At 55.1% G+C, this 15,751-nt stretch carries 11 protein-coding genes; 9 read left to right on the top strand and 2 right to left on the bottom strand.

Translation table 11 applies throughout. From position 1 onward, the window contains the following. Positions 1–33: 33 nt before the first annotated feature. From ADADOO_RS00115 to ADADOO_RS00080, 8 genes are all read left to right on the top strand, one after another. Positions 34–1,551, top strand: coding sequence for a TnsD family Tn7-like transposition protein (locus ADADOO_RS00115; RefSeq protein ID WP_511274128.1), 1,518 nt, complete (start codon positions 34–36; stop codon positions 1,549–1,551). 65 nt (positions 1,552–1,616) lie between these two features. Continuing rightward, positions 1,617–2,612 carry a restriction endonuclease gene (locus tag ADADOO_RS00110; RefSeq protein WP_511274127.1) on the top strand — a complete coding sequence of 332 codons (996 nt, stop codon included), beginning with the start codon at positions 1,617–1,619 and terminating at the stop codon, positions 2,610–2,612. Positions 2,613–2,652: 40 nt separating this feature from the next. After that, positions 2,653–4,491, top strand: coding sequence for a type I restriction-modification system subunit M (locus ADADOO_RS00105; protein WP_511274126.1), 1,839 nt, complete (start codon positions 2,653–2,655; stop codon positions 4,489–4,491). Then, on the top strand, positions 4,488–5,768 hold the full coding sequence (locus ADADOO_RS00100; RefSeq protein ID WP_511274125.1) for a restriction endonuclease subunit S: 1,281 nt from the start codon (positions 4,488–4,490) through the stop codon (positions 5,766–5,768). Before ADADOO_RS00105 ends, ADADOO_RS00100 begins: the two co-directional genes overlap by 4 nt. After that, positions 5,768–8,878, top strand: a complete 3,111-nt coding sequence (locus tag ADADOO_RS00095; RefSeq protein WP_511274124.1) for a type I restriction endonuclease subunit R — start codon at positions 5,768–5,770, stop codon at positions 8,876–8,878. The genes ADADOO_RS00100 and ADADOO_RS00095 overlap by 1 nt, the downstream gene beginning before the upstream one ends. A 10-nt stretch (positions 8,879–8,888) precedes the next feature. Next, the gene (locus ADADOO_RS00090) at positions 8,889–10,214 is read left to right on the top strand and encodes a DUF4365 domain-containing protein (RefSeq protein WP_511274123.1); all 1,326 of its coding nucleotides are present in this window, start codon (positions 8,889–8,891) and stop codon (positions 10,212–10,214) included. Then, positions 10,214–11,662: an argonaute/piwi family protein gene (locus tag ADADOO_RS00085; RefSeq protein ID WP_511274122.1), complete on the top strand. Its 1,449-nt coding sequence runs from the start codon at positions 10,214–10,216 to the stop codon at positions 11,660–11,662. The genes ADADOO_RS00090 and ADADOO_RS00085 overlap by 1 nt, the downstream gene beginning before the upstream one ends. Before the next feature lie 35 nt (positions 11,663–11,697). After that, the gene (locus ADADOO_RS00080; protein ID WP_511274121.1) at positions 11,698–12,504 is read left to right on the top strand and encodes a hypothetical protein; all 807 of its coding nucleotides are present in this window, start codon (positions 11,698–11,700) and stop codon (positions 12,502–12,504) included. 83 nt (positions 12,505–12,587) lie between these two features. Here ADADOO_RS00080 and ADADOO_RS00075 read toward each other — a convergent pair whose 3' ends face one another. Both ADADOO_RS00075 and mltA read right to left on the bottom strand, forming a co-directional pair. Continuing rightward, positions 12,588–13,790 carry an ammonium transporter gene (locus tag ADADOO_RS00075; protein WP_511274120.1) on the bottom strand — a complete coding sequence of 401 codons (1,203 nt, stop codon included), beginning with the start codon at positions 13,788–13,790 and terminating at the stop codon, positions 12,588–12,590. Between the two features lie 159 nt (positions 13,791–13,949). Further along, on the bottom strand, positions 13,950–15,104 hold the full coding sequence (gene mltA, locus ADADOO_RS00070; protein WP_511274119.1) for a murein transglycosylase A: 1,155 nt from the start codon (positions 15,102–15,104) through the stop codon (positions 13,950–13,952). 106 nt (positions 15,105–15,210) lie between these two features. Here mltA and ADADOO_RS00065 point away from each other — a divergent pair. Further along, positions 15,211–15,751 (top strand): ATP-binding protein (locus ADADOO_RS00065; protein WP_511274118.1); only part of this gene is annotated, 541 nt, incomplete at its 3' end.

Here is a 15,751-nt window from a genome sequence, read left to right as displayed (position 1 = left end):
CATTAAGTCTGATTTTCTGACACAGGAGGGCAGGTGGCAAACGAGGGAGACGGCTCAGCAGCATCTAACGACCTATTTCCCTCGACATACGATTGCTTACCGAAGCCATTTGCAGGGGAAACGCTCTACAGCTGGTGTGCGCGCTATCAGCGATTGAACGGTAGCAACAACCCTCGTGCCACCAGCCGACAGCTATTTGGACATCCCACCGCTGGCCTTCGGCCCGAGCTTCCTTTTCATCTAGGCAATTTCCAACACAACACCAATTACTACCTTGGATGCCTGGATGACCTACTGGTGCAACGAACCATCCTCGGTTTTTACCGGCCATTTTTATCCTCAATTGGCATGGCGGAAATTCACCATCGTCTTGCCAACGGCAACAGCGTCCCTGCCCGAGCTCTTTTGGGGTTGTCAAAGGATGGCCAAGCAACTCGTTCACCGCTGCGCTTTTGCCCCGAGTGCGCCAAGGAGCAATTGGCTGCATACGCAATATCTTGGTGGAAAACCGAGCATCTCTGGCCATCGATATGCATTTGCCAACGGCATGGGTGCCTGTTGGTTCAGACAAAAGACGAATTACTCAACCGTACTTCAGCCGATTTTCTTTTGGTGCATGAACTCGATGCTTCTCATTTGAGCCCAAGCTTCGATGTCACAACCAGTCAGCGCCGGCTTCTTGCTGCTATCGCAACCTGGACAATGGCTTTGGTGAACCAAACCGAGAATCACCTGAATGAAACGGCCTTGCGATTTACTTATCTCTTACGGGCAAAAAGCCGGGGTTGGCTTGCTCTGGACGGTTCACTCCGCTTGAAAGCGCTGCAAGACTCATTTTTATCTCAATGTGCCAATCTGGAATCCATTCCTGCATTTCACTTCGTGAGGGGCGCTGGCGGTGTGAACGGTGGATTCCTTGGGAGCCTTTTTCGTCAGCATCCCGGGCGGCGCCATCCTTCAAAACATCTCGCGCTGATGAACTTCCTATTTGGCGAACCGGAAGAATTTTTCAGAACCTACGCAACAGTTGAAGGGGCCATTTCAATGGATGGCATCCAGAGTGCCCAAAAGCTAGTTACCGACTCCAGTCAAAAACTCATCAATCTGATTGAGAAGGCCGGCCATTCCGTTAGTTCTGCCGCCAGCGTTCTCGACATTCCAGCAGCCGAAGCACTGGCGCATCTCAATCGCCGAAATGATGTAGCCCGCCCGCGGCGCCCACATATTGTTGGCACCCCTCGAGAAAAACAACTGCGTGCAATGCTGCATGAGGGGCAAAATCGAGGAGAAACTGCTCGGGTGCTATCGTTGCGCCCAGCATTCATAAAGGACTATCTGGCGCAACATCCGGAACTCAAAGCTCAATGGGAAACTGCTCATACCGCCAAGGAAACCGAGAAGCACCGCGCCCAATTGCTTGCTGTATTGAACGCCCATCCAGGCATGCCCATCAAAACCATTCGCAGAATGCCAAATAACGGATTTCAATGGCTGTACAACAACGACCGAGAGTGGCTTCAGGAGGTCTTGCCAGCGATTTGGAAACGCTGAGCATTTAGTATGCCTCTTGCGTAGTTCGCGCTATATTCAAAGCTTTTATCAAATAAGGGAAGGCCATGGCCTCAACTTGGCTCGTGCGCGCTGATAGTGGTGGTCGTCTGGCCCCGGAATTCAAATCGAAATCCCTCGTGGCTATTGGCTGGATTGAAGCTGGCAACACGCTGGACCTGAACTCCCGCGAAGCTTTTTTCTTGCGCATGAAGGAAGCCTATCCCGAGGATTCAAAGCCGAAGCAGCATAACGCTGCCGGGCAGATGTTCCGGTTCGTGCGTGAACTTCAAATCGGCGACCAAATAGTCACCTATGACAATGCCCGACGCACTTACCTTGTCGGCCGAATAGCTAGTGCTGCCCAATACGACGGCGGGTTGTTTGACGGAGAGTTTTCGACTTTCCGCCAAGTTGAATGGAAGCACGAGGTCTCGCGTGATGCGCTGACTCTGAAGGCGAAGAACTCCTTGGGCTCGACGCTTACCCTCTTCAAGGTCCCAATCGAAAGTATCGCCGAAATTGAAGCTCTGATAGGTGGGGCTCAACCGAAACAAGCCAGCGAAGAAGAGGAAGCACTCGAAGAGAAGGACCTATTACAAGACCTTCAGTCGAAATCGATGGAGTTCATCAAAGACCGAGTCAGCAAACTCGATTGGGAGCAGATGCAAGACCTGACCGCAGGATTGCTCCGCGCTATGGGTTACAAGACTCGCGTTTCTCCATCAGGCCCCGACCGCGGGAAAGATATTGTGGCCTCGCCCGACGGTTTTGGGTTCGAACAACCGCGCATTATTGTCGAAGTGAAACATCGCCGTGGCCAAATGGGTACCCAAGAGGTACGAGGCTTTCTTGCAGTCATCCGCCACCCTGGTGACAAAGGCTTGTACGTCAGCACTGGTGGTTTCTCCCGAGAGGCGTATTACGAAGCCGAGCGGGCAAATAACCCAATTACCTTGATGGACCTCGATGACCTCGTGGAGGCCATTCTGGAGCACTACGAAGCCATGGACCTGGAAACTCGGGTGTTACTGCCATTGAAGCGCGTCTACTGGCCCGCCTGAACCACACCCACTGTCACGCCGCACAAAGAAAACCATATCAATGAATCACCAAGCACTATCGTCCTTTATCTGGTCTGTTGCCGACCTTCTGCGCGGCGACTACAAGCAATCTGAGTACGGCAAAGTCATCCTACCCTTCACTATCCTGCGTCGCCTGGATTGCGTCTTGGAGAGCAGCAAGCCGGCGGTACTGACCGAGTTCGCAGCCAAGACGGCCGCTGGCCTGAATCCTGACCCCTTCCTGTTACGCAAGGCTGGCCAAAGCTTCTACAACACCTCGCCACTCGACCTGAGCAAGTTGCTCGGCGACCAGGACCACATTCGGGAAAACCTATACGCCTACATCCAGGGCTTTTCTCCGGCCGCCCGTGACATTTTCGAGCGCTTCGATTTCTACACCCAGGTCGAACGCCTGGCCAAGTCAGGTCTGCTCTATCTGGTGACGGAGAAGTTCGCCAATATCGACCTGCATCCAGATGCAGTCGACAACGCCCAGATGGGCCTAGTCTTTGAGGAACTAATTCGCAAGTTCGCCGAAATCAGTAACGAAACGGCCGGTGAGCACTTCACCCCGCGTGAAGTCATCCGCCTGATGGTCAATCTGCTGTTCATCGAGGACGACGACGTGCTGACGCCCGGCAATGCCGTTGTGCGTACCATCTATGACCCTACGGCCGGGACCGGCGGCATGTTATCGGTGGCCGGCGAATATCTGCTCGAACACAACCCCGCCGCCCGTTTGACCATGTTCGGCCAGGAACTGAACGATGAGTCCTACGCCATCTGCAAAGCCGACATGCTCATCAAGGGGCAGGACGTCGGCAACATCGTAGTGGGCAACACCCTCTCGGAAGATGGCCACGGTAATCGCAAGTTCGACTACATGTTGTCGAATCCACCTTTTGGTGTGGAATGGAAGAAGGTCGAGAAGGAAGTGCGCAAGGAAGCTGCCGACAAAGGCTTCGATGGCCGCTTCGGCCCCGGGCTGCCACGCGTTTCTGACGGCTCCATGCTCTTCCTGCTCCACCTCATCAGCAAGATGCGCCCGGCTGTCGATGGCGGCAGCCGCATCGGCATCGTTCTCAACGGCTCGCCGCTATTCACCGGGGGCGCCGGCAGCGGCGAAAGCGAAATCCGCCGCTACGTGTTGGAGAACGACCTTGTCGAAGCCATCATCGGCCTGCCGACCGACATGTTCTACAACACGGGCATCAGCACCTACATCTGGATACTCTCCAACAAGAAACCAACGGACCGCAAAGGCTGGGTCCAACTTATCGACGCCAGCAGCTTCTGGCAGAAGATGCGTAAGAGCCTGGGCAGCAAGCGCAAGGAATTGTCGGATGACCAAATTGCCGACATCACCCGCCTGTTCGGTGAATTCGCCGAGGCGGAGCAAACCACCGTCTTCGACGCCGCCGGCAAGGAAGTCAGCCGCCAGCTAGTCTTGCCCGGCGCCACGCGCCCGACCCCGCCGGCAGGCGGCAAGGTCAAGGTCGTTCCCATTTCCCGCATCTTCAAGAACGAGGAATTCGGTTACACCACGCTCACTGTCGAGCGCCCGCTGCGCGATGCAAACGGCAAGGTCATCCTTGGCGAGAAGGGCAAGCAGAAAGGCAAGCCGCAAGCCGATAGCACCCTGCGCGATACAGAGAACGTGCCGCTCAGCGACGACATCGACGACTACTTCAAGCGCGAAGTGCTGCCGCACGCCTTGGATGCCTGGATAGACCAGGACAAATCTAAGGTTGGCTACGAAATCCCCTTCAACCGCCACTTCTACGTTTTCGAGCCGCCGCGCAGCCTGCATGAAATTGACGAGGAACTGAAGGGCGTCACCGCCAACATCATGCGCATGCTGGAAGAGCTGGCCGAATGAGTTTGCCTCAATATCCGAAGTACAGGGACAGTGACGCAGTATGGTTAGGAGCATTACCAGCGCATTGGGATGTCAAAGCACTACGTTATTTGACCACCTGCCTTGACGGAAAGCGTGTCCCACTCAACTCTGAGCAACGAGCGGATAGATTGGGTGCTGTCCCTTACTGGGGGGCAAACTCTGTCATGGGGTATGTGAACGAAGCACTTTTTGATGAAACGCTTATCTTGCTTGGCGAGGATGGTGCGCCGTTCTTCGATAAAACTCGGTCGGTTGCATTTCTGTCCCAAGGGCCTGTTTGGCCAAATAACCACATACATGTGCTGCGACCAATTTCGATTAAGTCGGCCACTTTTTTAGTGCATGCACTAAACGCCACCGATTTTTCTGGGTTCATTGATGGGTCAACCAGAGATAAATTGACGCAAGGTCAGATGTCTTGCATACCTTTACCGTGGCCACCTGAATTCGAGCAAGCTGCAATCACCACCTTCCTCGACCGCGAAACGGCAAAGATTGACGGGCTGATTGCCGAGCAGGAAAAGCTCATCACCCTGCTGGCCGAAAAGCGCCAGACCACCATTTCCCACGCCGTCACTAAAGGCCTGAACCCCGATGTGCCGATGAAGGATTCCGGAGTGGCGTGGTTGGGGGAGGTGCCGGCGCATTGGGAAGTGTGTCGTCTTGGCTCGCTGTTCAAAGAGGTTGCCATCCCTGGAAATGATGACCTGCCTGTACTAAGTGTTTCAATCCACGATGGCGTTTCGGACAAAGAACTTGATGAGAACGAAATGGACCGTAAGGTCACACGTAGCGATGACCGCTCGAAATACAAGGCAGTAGCGCCTGGTGACCTGACGTACAACATGATGCGAGCCTGGCAAGGAGGTTTTGGCTCAGTAACGGTCTTTGGCATGGTTAGCCCCGCCTACGTAGTCGCACGACCTATCCGCAACTTCTCAACCTCTATCATCGAGCAGCAATTGCGAACTCCACACGCGGTGACAGAGATAAAGCGCCACTCTCGAGGTATTACAGATTTTCGCCTTCGTTTGTATTGGGAGGAGTTCAAGACCATCAATGTCGTTCTCGCTCCCGACGACGAACAGGTTGCCATTTTGGCTTTCCTCAAGGAGGACTCTGAGCGAATTGATGCGCTGAGCAATGAAGCCGCTCGCGGCATCGCTTTACTCAAAGAACGTCGCTCAGCCCTGATTTCCGCAGCAGTCACCGGAAAAATTGACGTTCGCCACCTTGTTGAAGCCGAGGCCGCCTGATGTCCAACCTGCACCAGGAACTGCACTTTGAATTTGCCATCTGCAATCACCTTGGTCAGAACGGCTGGCTCCACGCCGAAGGCGATGCTGCCCACTACGACAATCAGAACGCCCTGTTCCTGCCCGACCTGCTGGCCTGGGTTGAAACCACCCAGCCGGAAAGCTGGCAGGCGCTGAGTAAGACCCACGGCGCCAGCCTGTCTAAGGTACTGGCCGAGCGGGTGCGCAAATGCCTGAACGAGCAAGGCACGTTGGAGGTTCTGCGCCGGGGTGTCGAGATGGTCGGCCTCAAGAAGCCGCTGTCCCTGGTGCAATTCAAACCGGCGCTGGGCATAAACCCGGCCATCCAGCAGACCTACACCGCCAACCGCCTGCGAGTGGTGCGCCAGGTGCATCACTCGCTGAACAACGCCAAGGATGCGCTCGACCTGGTGCTGTTCGTGAATGGCATTGCGGTGGCCACCGCCGAACTAAAATCTGATTTCACTCAGAGCGTTGCCGATGCGGTCGACCAGTACCGCTTCGACCGCAACCCGGCACCCAAGGGCGGGCTGGTTGAGCCGCTGCTGGGCTTTCCCGGTGGAGCATTGGTGCATTTCGCCGTCAGCCAGTCCGAAGTGATGATGAGCACGCGGCTGGCCGGTACGGCAACGCGCTTCCTGCCTTTCAACCGCGGCAATGCAGGTGGTGCCGGCAATGCCCCCAACCCCTTCGGCTTTGCCACCTCCTACCTATGGGAAGAGGTTTGGCAGCGCGATAGCTGGCTGGAAATCCTCGGTCGCTACCTTATCGGCAAGCGCGACGACAAGAAGCAGCTAACCAGCGTCATCTTCCCCCGCTACCACCAGCTCGACGCCACCCGCAAGCTGGTGGCCGACGTGCTGGAGCAGGGCGCCGGCCAGCGTTACCTGATTCAGCATTCGGCCGGCTCAGGCAAGACCAACTCGATTGCCTGGACAGCTCATTTCCTGGCCGACCTGCACAACGCCGCGCACCAGAAGATTTTTGACAGCGTGCTGGTCGTCTCCGACCGCAATGTACTGGATGCCCAGTTGCAGGAAGCCATCTTCGACTTCCAACGCACCACCGGCGTCGTCACCACCATCGACGACGAGCACGGTAGCAAGAGCGCACAGTTGTCGCAGGCGTTGAAGGACGGCAAGAAAATCATTGTCTGCACCATCCAGACCTTCCCGTTCGCCTTGAAGGCAGTGCAGGAGTTGTCGGCCACCGAGGGTAAGTGCTTTGCGGTGATTGCCGACGAGGCGCACAGCTCCCAAACCGGCGAAGCGGCCGCCAAGCTCAAGCAATTGCTTTCCGCCGAGGAAATGGCCGAGATGCAGGATGGCGGCGAAATCGACACTGAAACCCTGCTTGCACTGCAAATGTCGGCTAAGGCGGCGCAGGAGAAGGGCCTGACCTATATTGCCTTTACCGCGACGCCCAAGCAGAAGACCCTCGAACTATTCGGCCGCAAGGATGCCGACGGCCTGCCACAGGCTTTCCACGTTTATTCGATGCGCCAGGCCATCGAAGAGGAGTTCATCCTCGACGTGCTGAAGAACTACACGACCTACAAGCTGGCCTTCAAACTGGCCAACAACGGCCAGGAGTACGATGAAACCCAGGTCACCAAGAGCGAAGCGCTCAAGGGCATCATGCAGTGGGTCCGCCTGCACCCGTACAACATCAGCCAGAAGGTCCAGACCGTCGTCGAGCACTTCCGCGAGAACGTTCAGCCGCTGCTCGCCGGCAAAGCCAAGGCGATGGTCGTGGTGAGCAGCCGCAAGGAAGCGGTGCGCTGGCAGAAGGCCATTACTGCCTATATTGCCAAGCAGAACTACAAGCTCGGCGTCCTGGCGGCCTTCTCCGGAGAAATCAACGACACGGAGAGCTACCCGGAACCGGTCAGCGAGCACAGCAAGTTGCTCAATCCTGGCCTCAAGGGTGACATCCGTGAGGCTTTCAAGGCGCCCGAGTATCACCTGCTGCTGGTTGCCAACAAATTCCAGACCGGTTTCGACCAGCCACTGCTCTGCGGCATGTATGTCGATAAACGCCTGGGCGGCATTCAGGCCGTACAGACCCTGTCCCGCCTAAATCGCGCTTACCCGGGCAAGGACACGACCTATATCCTGGACTTCGTGAACGAGGCCGAGGAGGTGCTGGCCGCCTTTAAGACCTATTACGAAACCGCCCAGCTTGAAGCTACCACTGACCCGCATCTGGTCTTCGACCTGCGGGCCAAGCTCGATGCCACCGGTTACTACGATACCTTTGAGGTCAACCGTGTAGCCCAGGTCGAAATGGACCCGAAGGGCACCCAGTCGCAGTTGAGCCAAGCGTTGGCCCCGGTGGCCGACCGCCTGCTTAAACGCTACAAAGCCGCCCAGAACGACAAGGCCATCGCCGAAGCCGACAAGGATGAAGCCGCTATCAAGGCCGCCAAGGAAGCAATGTCGGTCCTCGTTTTGTTCAAGGGCGACATGGGGGCTTTCAACCGCTTGTATGCCTTCCTGTCGCAGATATTTGACTACGGCAATACGGACATCGAGAAGCGCTTCATCTTCTACAAACGCCTGATACCGCTGCTCGACTTTGGTCGCGAGCGCGAAACCGTCGACCTGTCCAAGGTCGTGCTGACGCATCACACGCTGCGTAACAAGGGGCAGCAAGCGCTGAACCTGAAGGAAGGCGACAACCCGAAACTTGAGCCAATGACGGAAACAGGCAGTGGGTCAGTTCAGGAGAAGGAAAAGGCCCTGCTCACTGAAATCATCCAGAAGGTAAATGGCCTGTTCGAAGGAGAGCTGTCCGACAATGACCAGTTGGTTTACGTGAATGGCGTCATCAAGGGCAAGCTGCTGGAGAACGACACGCTGGTTCAGCAAGCGGCCAACAACAGCAAGGAACAGTTCGCCAACTCCCCCGACTTGTCGCAAGCTATTTTGCACGCCATCATGGATGCGCTGGATGCCCATACAACGATGAGTAGCCAGGCCCTGAATTCGCAGAAGATTCAGGAAGGCCTGAAAGACACCTTGCTCGGCCCGGCGCAGTTGTATGAAGCGCTTCGAGCACGTTCGCAGCCACTGTCACCATCGGCATAAAGGGCACGCCATGAATGACAAAAAACTAACAGACCAACAATTACTTGGAACTCAGGGCACCGGGCTGATTGAGCTCGCCATATCTAGGATGGGGCTTGTGTGGCGTCCTACCGCACAGCATGACGCAGGAATTGACGGTGAAATCGAGATACGAGATTCAGCAACCGGCAGAATGACCGGGATGCTGATTAAGGTTCAAAGTAAAGCCGTCTCTACCCTTCAAAACGAGACTGACGAAGGATTCGACTATTGGCCAGATGCTCGTGATGTCCGCTATTGGCTGGCCCATACGGTTCCTGTCATTCTTGTTGTATCCCGCCCAGCGACAAACGAAGCGTATTGGCTATCGGTTAAGGAGCAAGTAGCCTCCTCGCCTGAGTCAAAGCGTTTCCACTTTATTAAAAATAGAGACCGGCTTGATGATTCATCGAAATCGAGGTTAATTGACCTAGCCCAAGCCTTTTCTCCATCCGGAACTGCACCGGCCTTAGTCAAAACCGAGACTCTCGTCAGCAATCTCCTTCCTGTCACAAAATTGCCTGAACGACTGTATCTAGCCGAAACTCTCTTTAGGGATGCGAAAGAGGTTGGGGAGTCCCTACAAGGAAGAAATGTACATATTGAATTTTTGTTAAAGAATAAGCGGATGTTAACTGTTCGTGATTTAACAGAACCTCAATATCAATTCTTATGTGATAGAGGAACGGTCGAGGATTTCCCTGCAGAGGAGTGGGCGCAATCAAACGACCCTGAAAAACAGCGCGACTTTGTTAATTTGTTGAATCGCTGCTTACGCGAAATGCTCCGGTCAATGCCGGAAGCGCTATGGTTCGACCGAAAAACATCATGCTATTTTTTCCCTCCTTCACGAGACAAAAAATCCTACGGCTACGGTTACCGGGGCGACAAAAAGCTGACGGCTAGAGAGGTATTCAAAGCACGGGTAAATAAGCAAAAGGGACACACCATGGGCTTTCGGCATTCAGCAATGAAAGCTCAGTTCCTACGCTTGGATGGCTCATGGTATCTCGAAGTAACGCCAACCTACTTTTTCACCAAAGATGGTTCCGAACAAAGCAAATGGCATGAAGACTGGCTCAAGGGCATCAAGGAATTAGAAAAAAATGGGGCCGTTCGAGGTCAGCTCATGATGTGGGCGGATATTTTGATTAACCCTCCCGACCTGTTTGGTAACCCCTATCCACATTTAGGTTTTGGTAATCCACTGAGTTTCGAGCTGGACAGGGGAATTGACGATACCGCATGGACCTCGTCGGACAAAGCCAATCAGCAGCTTTCCGATAGCGCCAACTCGACTCTATTTGAGCTACTCTAATGAAAATTGATTTTCTTGATGAGCCAGAGCTCGAATTTGGCGGCCATAATCGGCACGTGGATATGCGTCAGGGAATGACGCTTTTTGGCCCTCTTGATGCACAAGAGGGAAGTCCAAGAAAAATCCGTCTTGGCATAGTCGGAACTCAGCAGACCATTGATGGCATTCGCCAATGGTTAGAGAAATGCAAAGCTGGCATCAAAGCAAAAGCATCCCGACAGCCTCAGCTATTTCCTGATTTTCCGGGCTTTGGCGCTGAATCGCCTTTTAGGGCCGAATTTGAGATTGATGAGAATCTTGTTCGGGCAATATCTCCACGTGAGCTCGCACGCATTACCTCTCAATCTCACTATATGGCTCTTGCAGAAGGAGAGGCTCTGCTAACAGGTGAGGTTCAAGCCATAAACGAAAAAGGGCGGCCAGATGTCGTTATTGTCGGTGTGCCGGCCGAACTAGTAGCACTGGAAGACGAGGAAGAAAGTGAAGTAACAGCCGAGTTTAAGACTGAGAAAGACCAATTAGCATACGAAACCACAATAGACCTAAGGCATATGCTAAAAGCCAAGGTCATGCGTCTCAATCAGCCAGTGCAGCTTGTCCTCCCCCAGACATATGATGACAATGCAAAAGGCAAGAGCAGCAAGAAGTCAGGACAGCGTCGTCTTCAAGATGAAGCGACCCGGGCTTGGAATTTCCACACAGCGCTTTATTACAAAGCTAACTGCCGCCCATGGAGAATCGTACGCAATCCGTCGGAACTTCACACCTGTTTCGTTGGAATTAGTTTCTACCGTTCATTAGACCAAGCGAATCTGATGACGAGTATGGCCCAAGTTTACGATGAGCGAGGCGAAGGGGTTATTGTTCGTGGAAAACCGGTTGAGCTTGCAAAGAATGATAGGCAACCACATCTTTCGAGTGGCGACGCCTTCGCTCTCCTTGCTTCTGCGCTTTCAGAGTACCGCAAAGAGCATAAACACCCACCTGCAAGGGTTGTTATGCACAAAAGCTCTACCTATAGCCCCGCCGAGATAGACGGCTTCAACAACGCAGTTGAAGGGCAGGGATTGGAAACGGCTGACTTTCTCGTGGTGAGCAAAGCTTTCACACGACTATACCGTGACGGCATTTATCCACCATTGAGAGGAACAATGCTCAGCTTAGACAAAAATATCCATCTTCTTTACACCAAGGGAAGCGTTCCTTATTACGCCACCTATCCTGGAATGTATGTACCTAGGCCACTCAAAATTCAGATTGCGCAGGCCGATGAGAGTCCACGACGGCTAGCCGAAGAAATACTTGCGCTGACAAAATTGAATTGGAACAACACGCAATTTGACGGAGGAGAGCCAATTACGATGCGAGTCGCTCAGCAAGTTGGCAAGGTACTGAAATATGTTCCAGAGGGCGGCATGGTGCAACCACGTTATAGCTTCTATATGTAAACTGCATTATTAACATTCAAGAATACGGAGAAGCAGTGGGAAAAGAGCTGAACAAATTTACCCGAAGACGAGAGGCTCAGAAACGCTTTGATGCAATCAATAATAAGAGAGAATTATCTGTTGTTCTCCATTATTCATGTGAATCGTTCTACGACATCAAAGATGGACACACGCCTCGAGTGACTTCAATCGCAGCCCGAAACCTGGCCAGCGGACAAACATCCTCGTTCTCTATCCATAAATCAGCAGAACAAGATGGAATACCTCAAGGGGGCATCTCTGAGCATTACGATGCCCTTGAGCGAAACATGCTCGACGAGTTTTTTGATTTTTTGAAATCTCGCTCCGGATATAGCTTCATTCACTGGAACATGCGGGACATCAATTATGGATTTCAAGCAATCGAGCATCGATATAAGGTGCTTGGAGGATTTCCTTTTGTAATTGACGACAGCAGAAAATTCGACCTCGCAAAAGAGCTTATTGCACTCTACGGTGTGACCTACGCACCACATGGCGATAGTGGAAGATTGCACAGCCTGATGGCTCTCAACTCAATAACGGCCAAAGACGTCTTAACTGGAGCAGAAGAGGCCAAAGCCTTCGACGAAAAAGAATTTGTAAAACTCCATCAGTCCACCCTTCGGAAAGTAGATGTGATGGCCAACATACTTGAACGGGTGTTTGATGGCTCTCTCAAAACAAAAGCAAGCTGGCAAGAACGCAATGGCATTCATCCTGCTGTGCTGATTGAACTGCTGAAAGAGCATTGGGGATGGAGCGTCTTCTTGGGCTTGCTGGGCTCAATTGGCTTGGCAGCGTCACTCAAAGAACTACTCTAAAAAAAGGGAACATACTCGTTCCCTTTTTTGCCCCCGACAGACTTAATTGTCTCCCGACAGACTTTATTGTTTCCTATCAAAAATCACCAGTTCGGCTCGCGCTCCGGCGTCGCTGTAATCCGGTGAATGCTGAGGTCGGCCCCGTCATATTCCTCTTCCTGATCAAGGCGCAAGCCCAGGGTTGCCTTGAGCGCGCCATAGACCAGCGCCCCGCCAATCACGGCTACCGCGATGGCCATTACGGTCATGATCAATTGCGGCATGAAGGCGATGCCACCCGCGCCACCCAGCGCTTTGCTGCCAAAAATACCGGCGGCGATGCCACCCCAGGCCCCACACATGCCATGGAGCGGCCAGACACCGAGCACGTCATCGATCTTCCAGCGGTTCTGCACCAAAGTGAACATCACCACGAATAGTCCGCCTGCCACGCCGCCAACGACCAGGGCGCCAATCGGGTGCATCAGGTCGGAACCGGCACAGACGGCGACCAGGCCAGCCAGCGGCCCGTTGTGCAGGAAGCCCGGGTCATTCTTGCCGACAACCAGCGCGACGAGCGTACCGCCGACCATGGCCATCAGCGAGTTGAGGGCGACCAGGCCGGAAATCTTGTCGAGGGTCTGGGCGCTCATGACGTTGAAGCCGAACCAGCCGACCGTCAGGATCCACGCGCCGAGCGCGAGGAAGGGAATCGATGAAGGCGGATGGGCCGAAATGCGCCCATCCTTGTTGTAGCGCCCGTAGCGCGCACCGAGCAGGAGCACGGCGGGCAAGGCGATCCAGCCGCCCATGGCATGGACGACGACGGAGCCGGCGAAGTCGTGGAACTCTTCGCCAAATGTTGCCTTGAGCCAGGACTGGACACCGAAGGCCTGATTCCAGGCGATACCTTCGAAGAAAGGATAGACGAAACCGACCAGCATGAAGGTGGCGATCAGCTGCGGGTTGAATTTGGCTCGCTCGGCGATGCCACCCGAAATGATGGCTGGAATCGCTGCCGCAAAGGTGAGCAGAAAGAAAAACTTGGTCAATTCGTAACCGTTCTTCGCCATCAGCGTTTCGACGCCGCTGAAGAAATTGACGCCGTAGGCGATGCTGTAACCGACGAAGAAGTAGGCCACGGTCGACACGCCAAAATCGGTCAAAATCTTGACTAATGCGTTGACCTGGTTCTTTTTGCGGACCGTGCCGACCTCAAGAAAAGCAAAGCCTGCGTGCATAGCCAGCACCATGATGGCACCGAGCAGGATAAACAATACGTTGCTGCTGGATTGAACCGTTTCCATGAATCACCCCAATCAAAGAATGGGGAGGCCAAAAGCAAGCACCATTCCAGTGCGCCAATATTGTTATAAATCAGGGCATTGCCAAATGCCATAACAGCTTATTTGCACCGCATTGGTGCAAATAAACAAGCAGGCGCTCACTAACGGTGCGTCTACGCCTTATTTCGGGGCAAGTTCCGTCGGCAAAAGGATCCACATGCGGCCATTCTGTTTCATCCGTCCTGCCAGCTCGCCCGCTTCCTTGCCAAAGCCCCAGAAGAAATCGGCACGCACGGCACCCTTAATGGCGCCGCCGGTGTCCTGGGCCATGACCAGACGGTTCATCGGCATTGCCGAATTCGGCCGGGTGGTCGCCAGAAAGACCGGCGAGCCGAGCGGCACCGAACGTGGATCGACGGCGATACTACGCTCGGCGGTCAGCGGCACGCCGAGCGCACCGATCGGGCCGTCCTGACTGTTTGGTGCTTCACGGAAGAAGACATAGCTCGGGTTGGTGTTGAGCAGATTGTCAAGGCGCGCCGGGTTGGCTCGCGCCCAGGCCAGAATACCCTGCATCGACGCCTCTTCGAGCTTCAACTCGCCGCGCTCGACCAGCGCCTTGCCGATGGATTGATAAGGATGTCCGTTCTGGTCGGCGTAGTTGAGCCGGACTATGCCACCATCGGCCAGCCGGACGCGGCCGGAGCCCTGAACCTGGAGAAAGAAGAGTTCGATGGCGTCGTCCACGTAGAGCAGCGTTTTGCTCGGCAGTTTTTCACCACGCGCAGCGATTTCGGCCCGCGACCAGTAGGGCACGACCTTGTTGCCTTCCAACCGGCCGCGCACGCGCTTGTCCTTTAGCTCGGGAAAGACGGCCGACAGGTCGATGCTCAGCAGATCGTCCGGCACACCGCGCACGGGCTGCTCGTAGCCTTTGCGGCGCGAGCGACTGCCCTGCAACAGCGGTTCGTAGTAACCGGTGATCATGCCGCTTGTCGCGCCATCGCCGCTGGTGACGGCGTAGGGTTTCAGATGCTGCTCAAAGAAACGGCGCGGATTATGGCCGGGCTTGCCATCCGCCGCCCTGGCCAGATCGCAGACACGCTTCCAGCCCGCCCCCTGCGGCTTGCTGGCGACACCCCGACAGGACTGAAGAAAGGCCGGCCAGGCGGCGGCCGCATCATCGTTTGACCAACCGGGGAGATCGCCCCAACCGGCGGGCTGAAACGAGCGCGCAAAAGCGGGAGGGATGGTCGGCGTAGCGGGCGCTACCGCCGGGCAGACAGGACAGGCCGGACACGGAGCGCAGGCCACCGGAGCGACGCTAGGCGGCACAGTCGAACAGCCGGCGAGGAGAGTGAGAAATAAAAGGGCTGCTGCTTGGATTTTTCGCATGGGTTTCGCTAGAGTTCGCTATTTGCCGCGAAGTATACCTGCCACCATGCCCAACGCCCTGCCCCTGGAACGCCTGCTTGCCCGTGCCGAAGCCGTGCTGGCCCGCTTCGAAGCCTCCCTGCCGCCGCTCCAGGCAGCCCCCGACTGGTCATCGGCCGTCGCTTTCCGCTGGCGCAAGAGCAACGGCCGCGGCGGGCTGCAGGCGGTGCGCCACCCGCACCCGATCCGCCTGGCCGATCTCGAGAACATCGACGACCAGAAGGCACGCATCACCGCCAATACGCGTCAGTTCGTCGCCGGCAGGACGGCCAACAACGTGTTGCTGACCGGCACGCGCGGCTCCGGCAAGTCGTCACTGGTCAAGGCCGTGCTCAACGAGTACTCGGGCAAGGGCCTGCGCCTGATCGAGGTGGACAAGGAGGATTTGGTCGACCTGGCCGACATCGTCGACCTACTCGACGGTCGACCGGAAAAATTCATCATTTTTTGCGACGACCTCTCCTTCGAGGCCGGCGAGACGGCGTACAAGGCGCTCAAATCGGTGCTCGACGGCTCGGTCGCCGCGCCGCCTGACAACGTGCTGATCT

The sequence above is a fragment of the Azonexus sp. genome (assembly GCF_036170495.1).
In the GTDB taxonomy this organism is placed as follows: Bacteria; Pseudomonadota; Gammaproteobacteria; order Burkholderiales; family Rhodocyclaceae; genus Azonexus.
Note: the sequence above shows the minus strand (reverse complement) of the source record. Positions and strands in the feature narration are given on the sequence as shown.

Bases quoted from the DNA above. Each gene is read 5' to 3' on its own strand.
- ADADOO_RS00100 (WP_511274125.1), top strand. From the start codon at position 4,488: ATGAGTTTGCCTCAATATCCGAAGTACAGGGACAGTGACGCAGTATGG.
- ADADOO_RS00105 (WP_511274126.1), top strand. From the start codon at position 2,653: ATGAATCACCAAGCACTATCGTCCTTTATCTGGTCTGTTGCCGACCTT.
- ADADOO_RS00110 (WP_511274127.1), top strand. From the start codon at position 1,617: ATGGCCTCAACTTGGCTCGTGCGCGCTGATAGTGGTGGTCGTCTGGCC.
- ADADOO_RS00090 (WP_511274123.1), top strand. From the start codon at position 8,889: ATGAATGACAAAAAACTAACAGACCAACAATTACTTGGAACTCAGGGC.
- ADADOO_RS00085 (WP_511274122.1), top strand. From the start codon at position 10,214: ATGAAAATTGATTTTCTTGATGAGCCAGAGCTCGAATTTGGCGGCCAT.
- ADADOO_RS00095 (WP_511274124.1), top strand. From the start codon at position 5,768: ATGTCCAACCTGCACCAGGAACTGCACTTTGAATTTGCCATCTGCAAT.
- ADADOO_RS00075 (WP_511274120.1), bottom strand. From the start codon at position 13,790: ATGGAAACGGTTCAATCCAGCAGCAACGTATTGTTTATCCTGCTCGGT.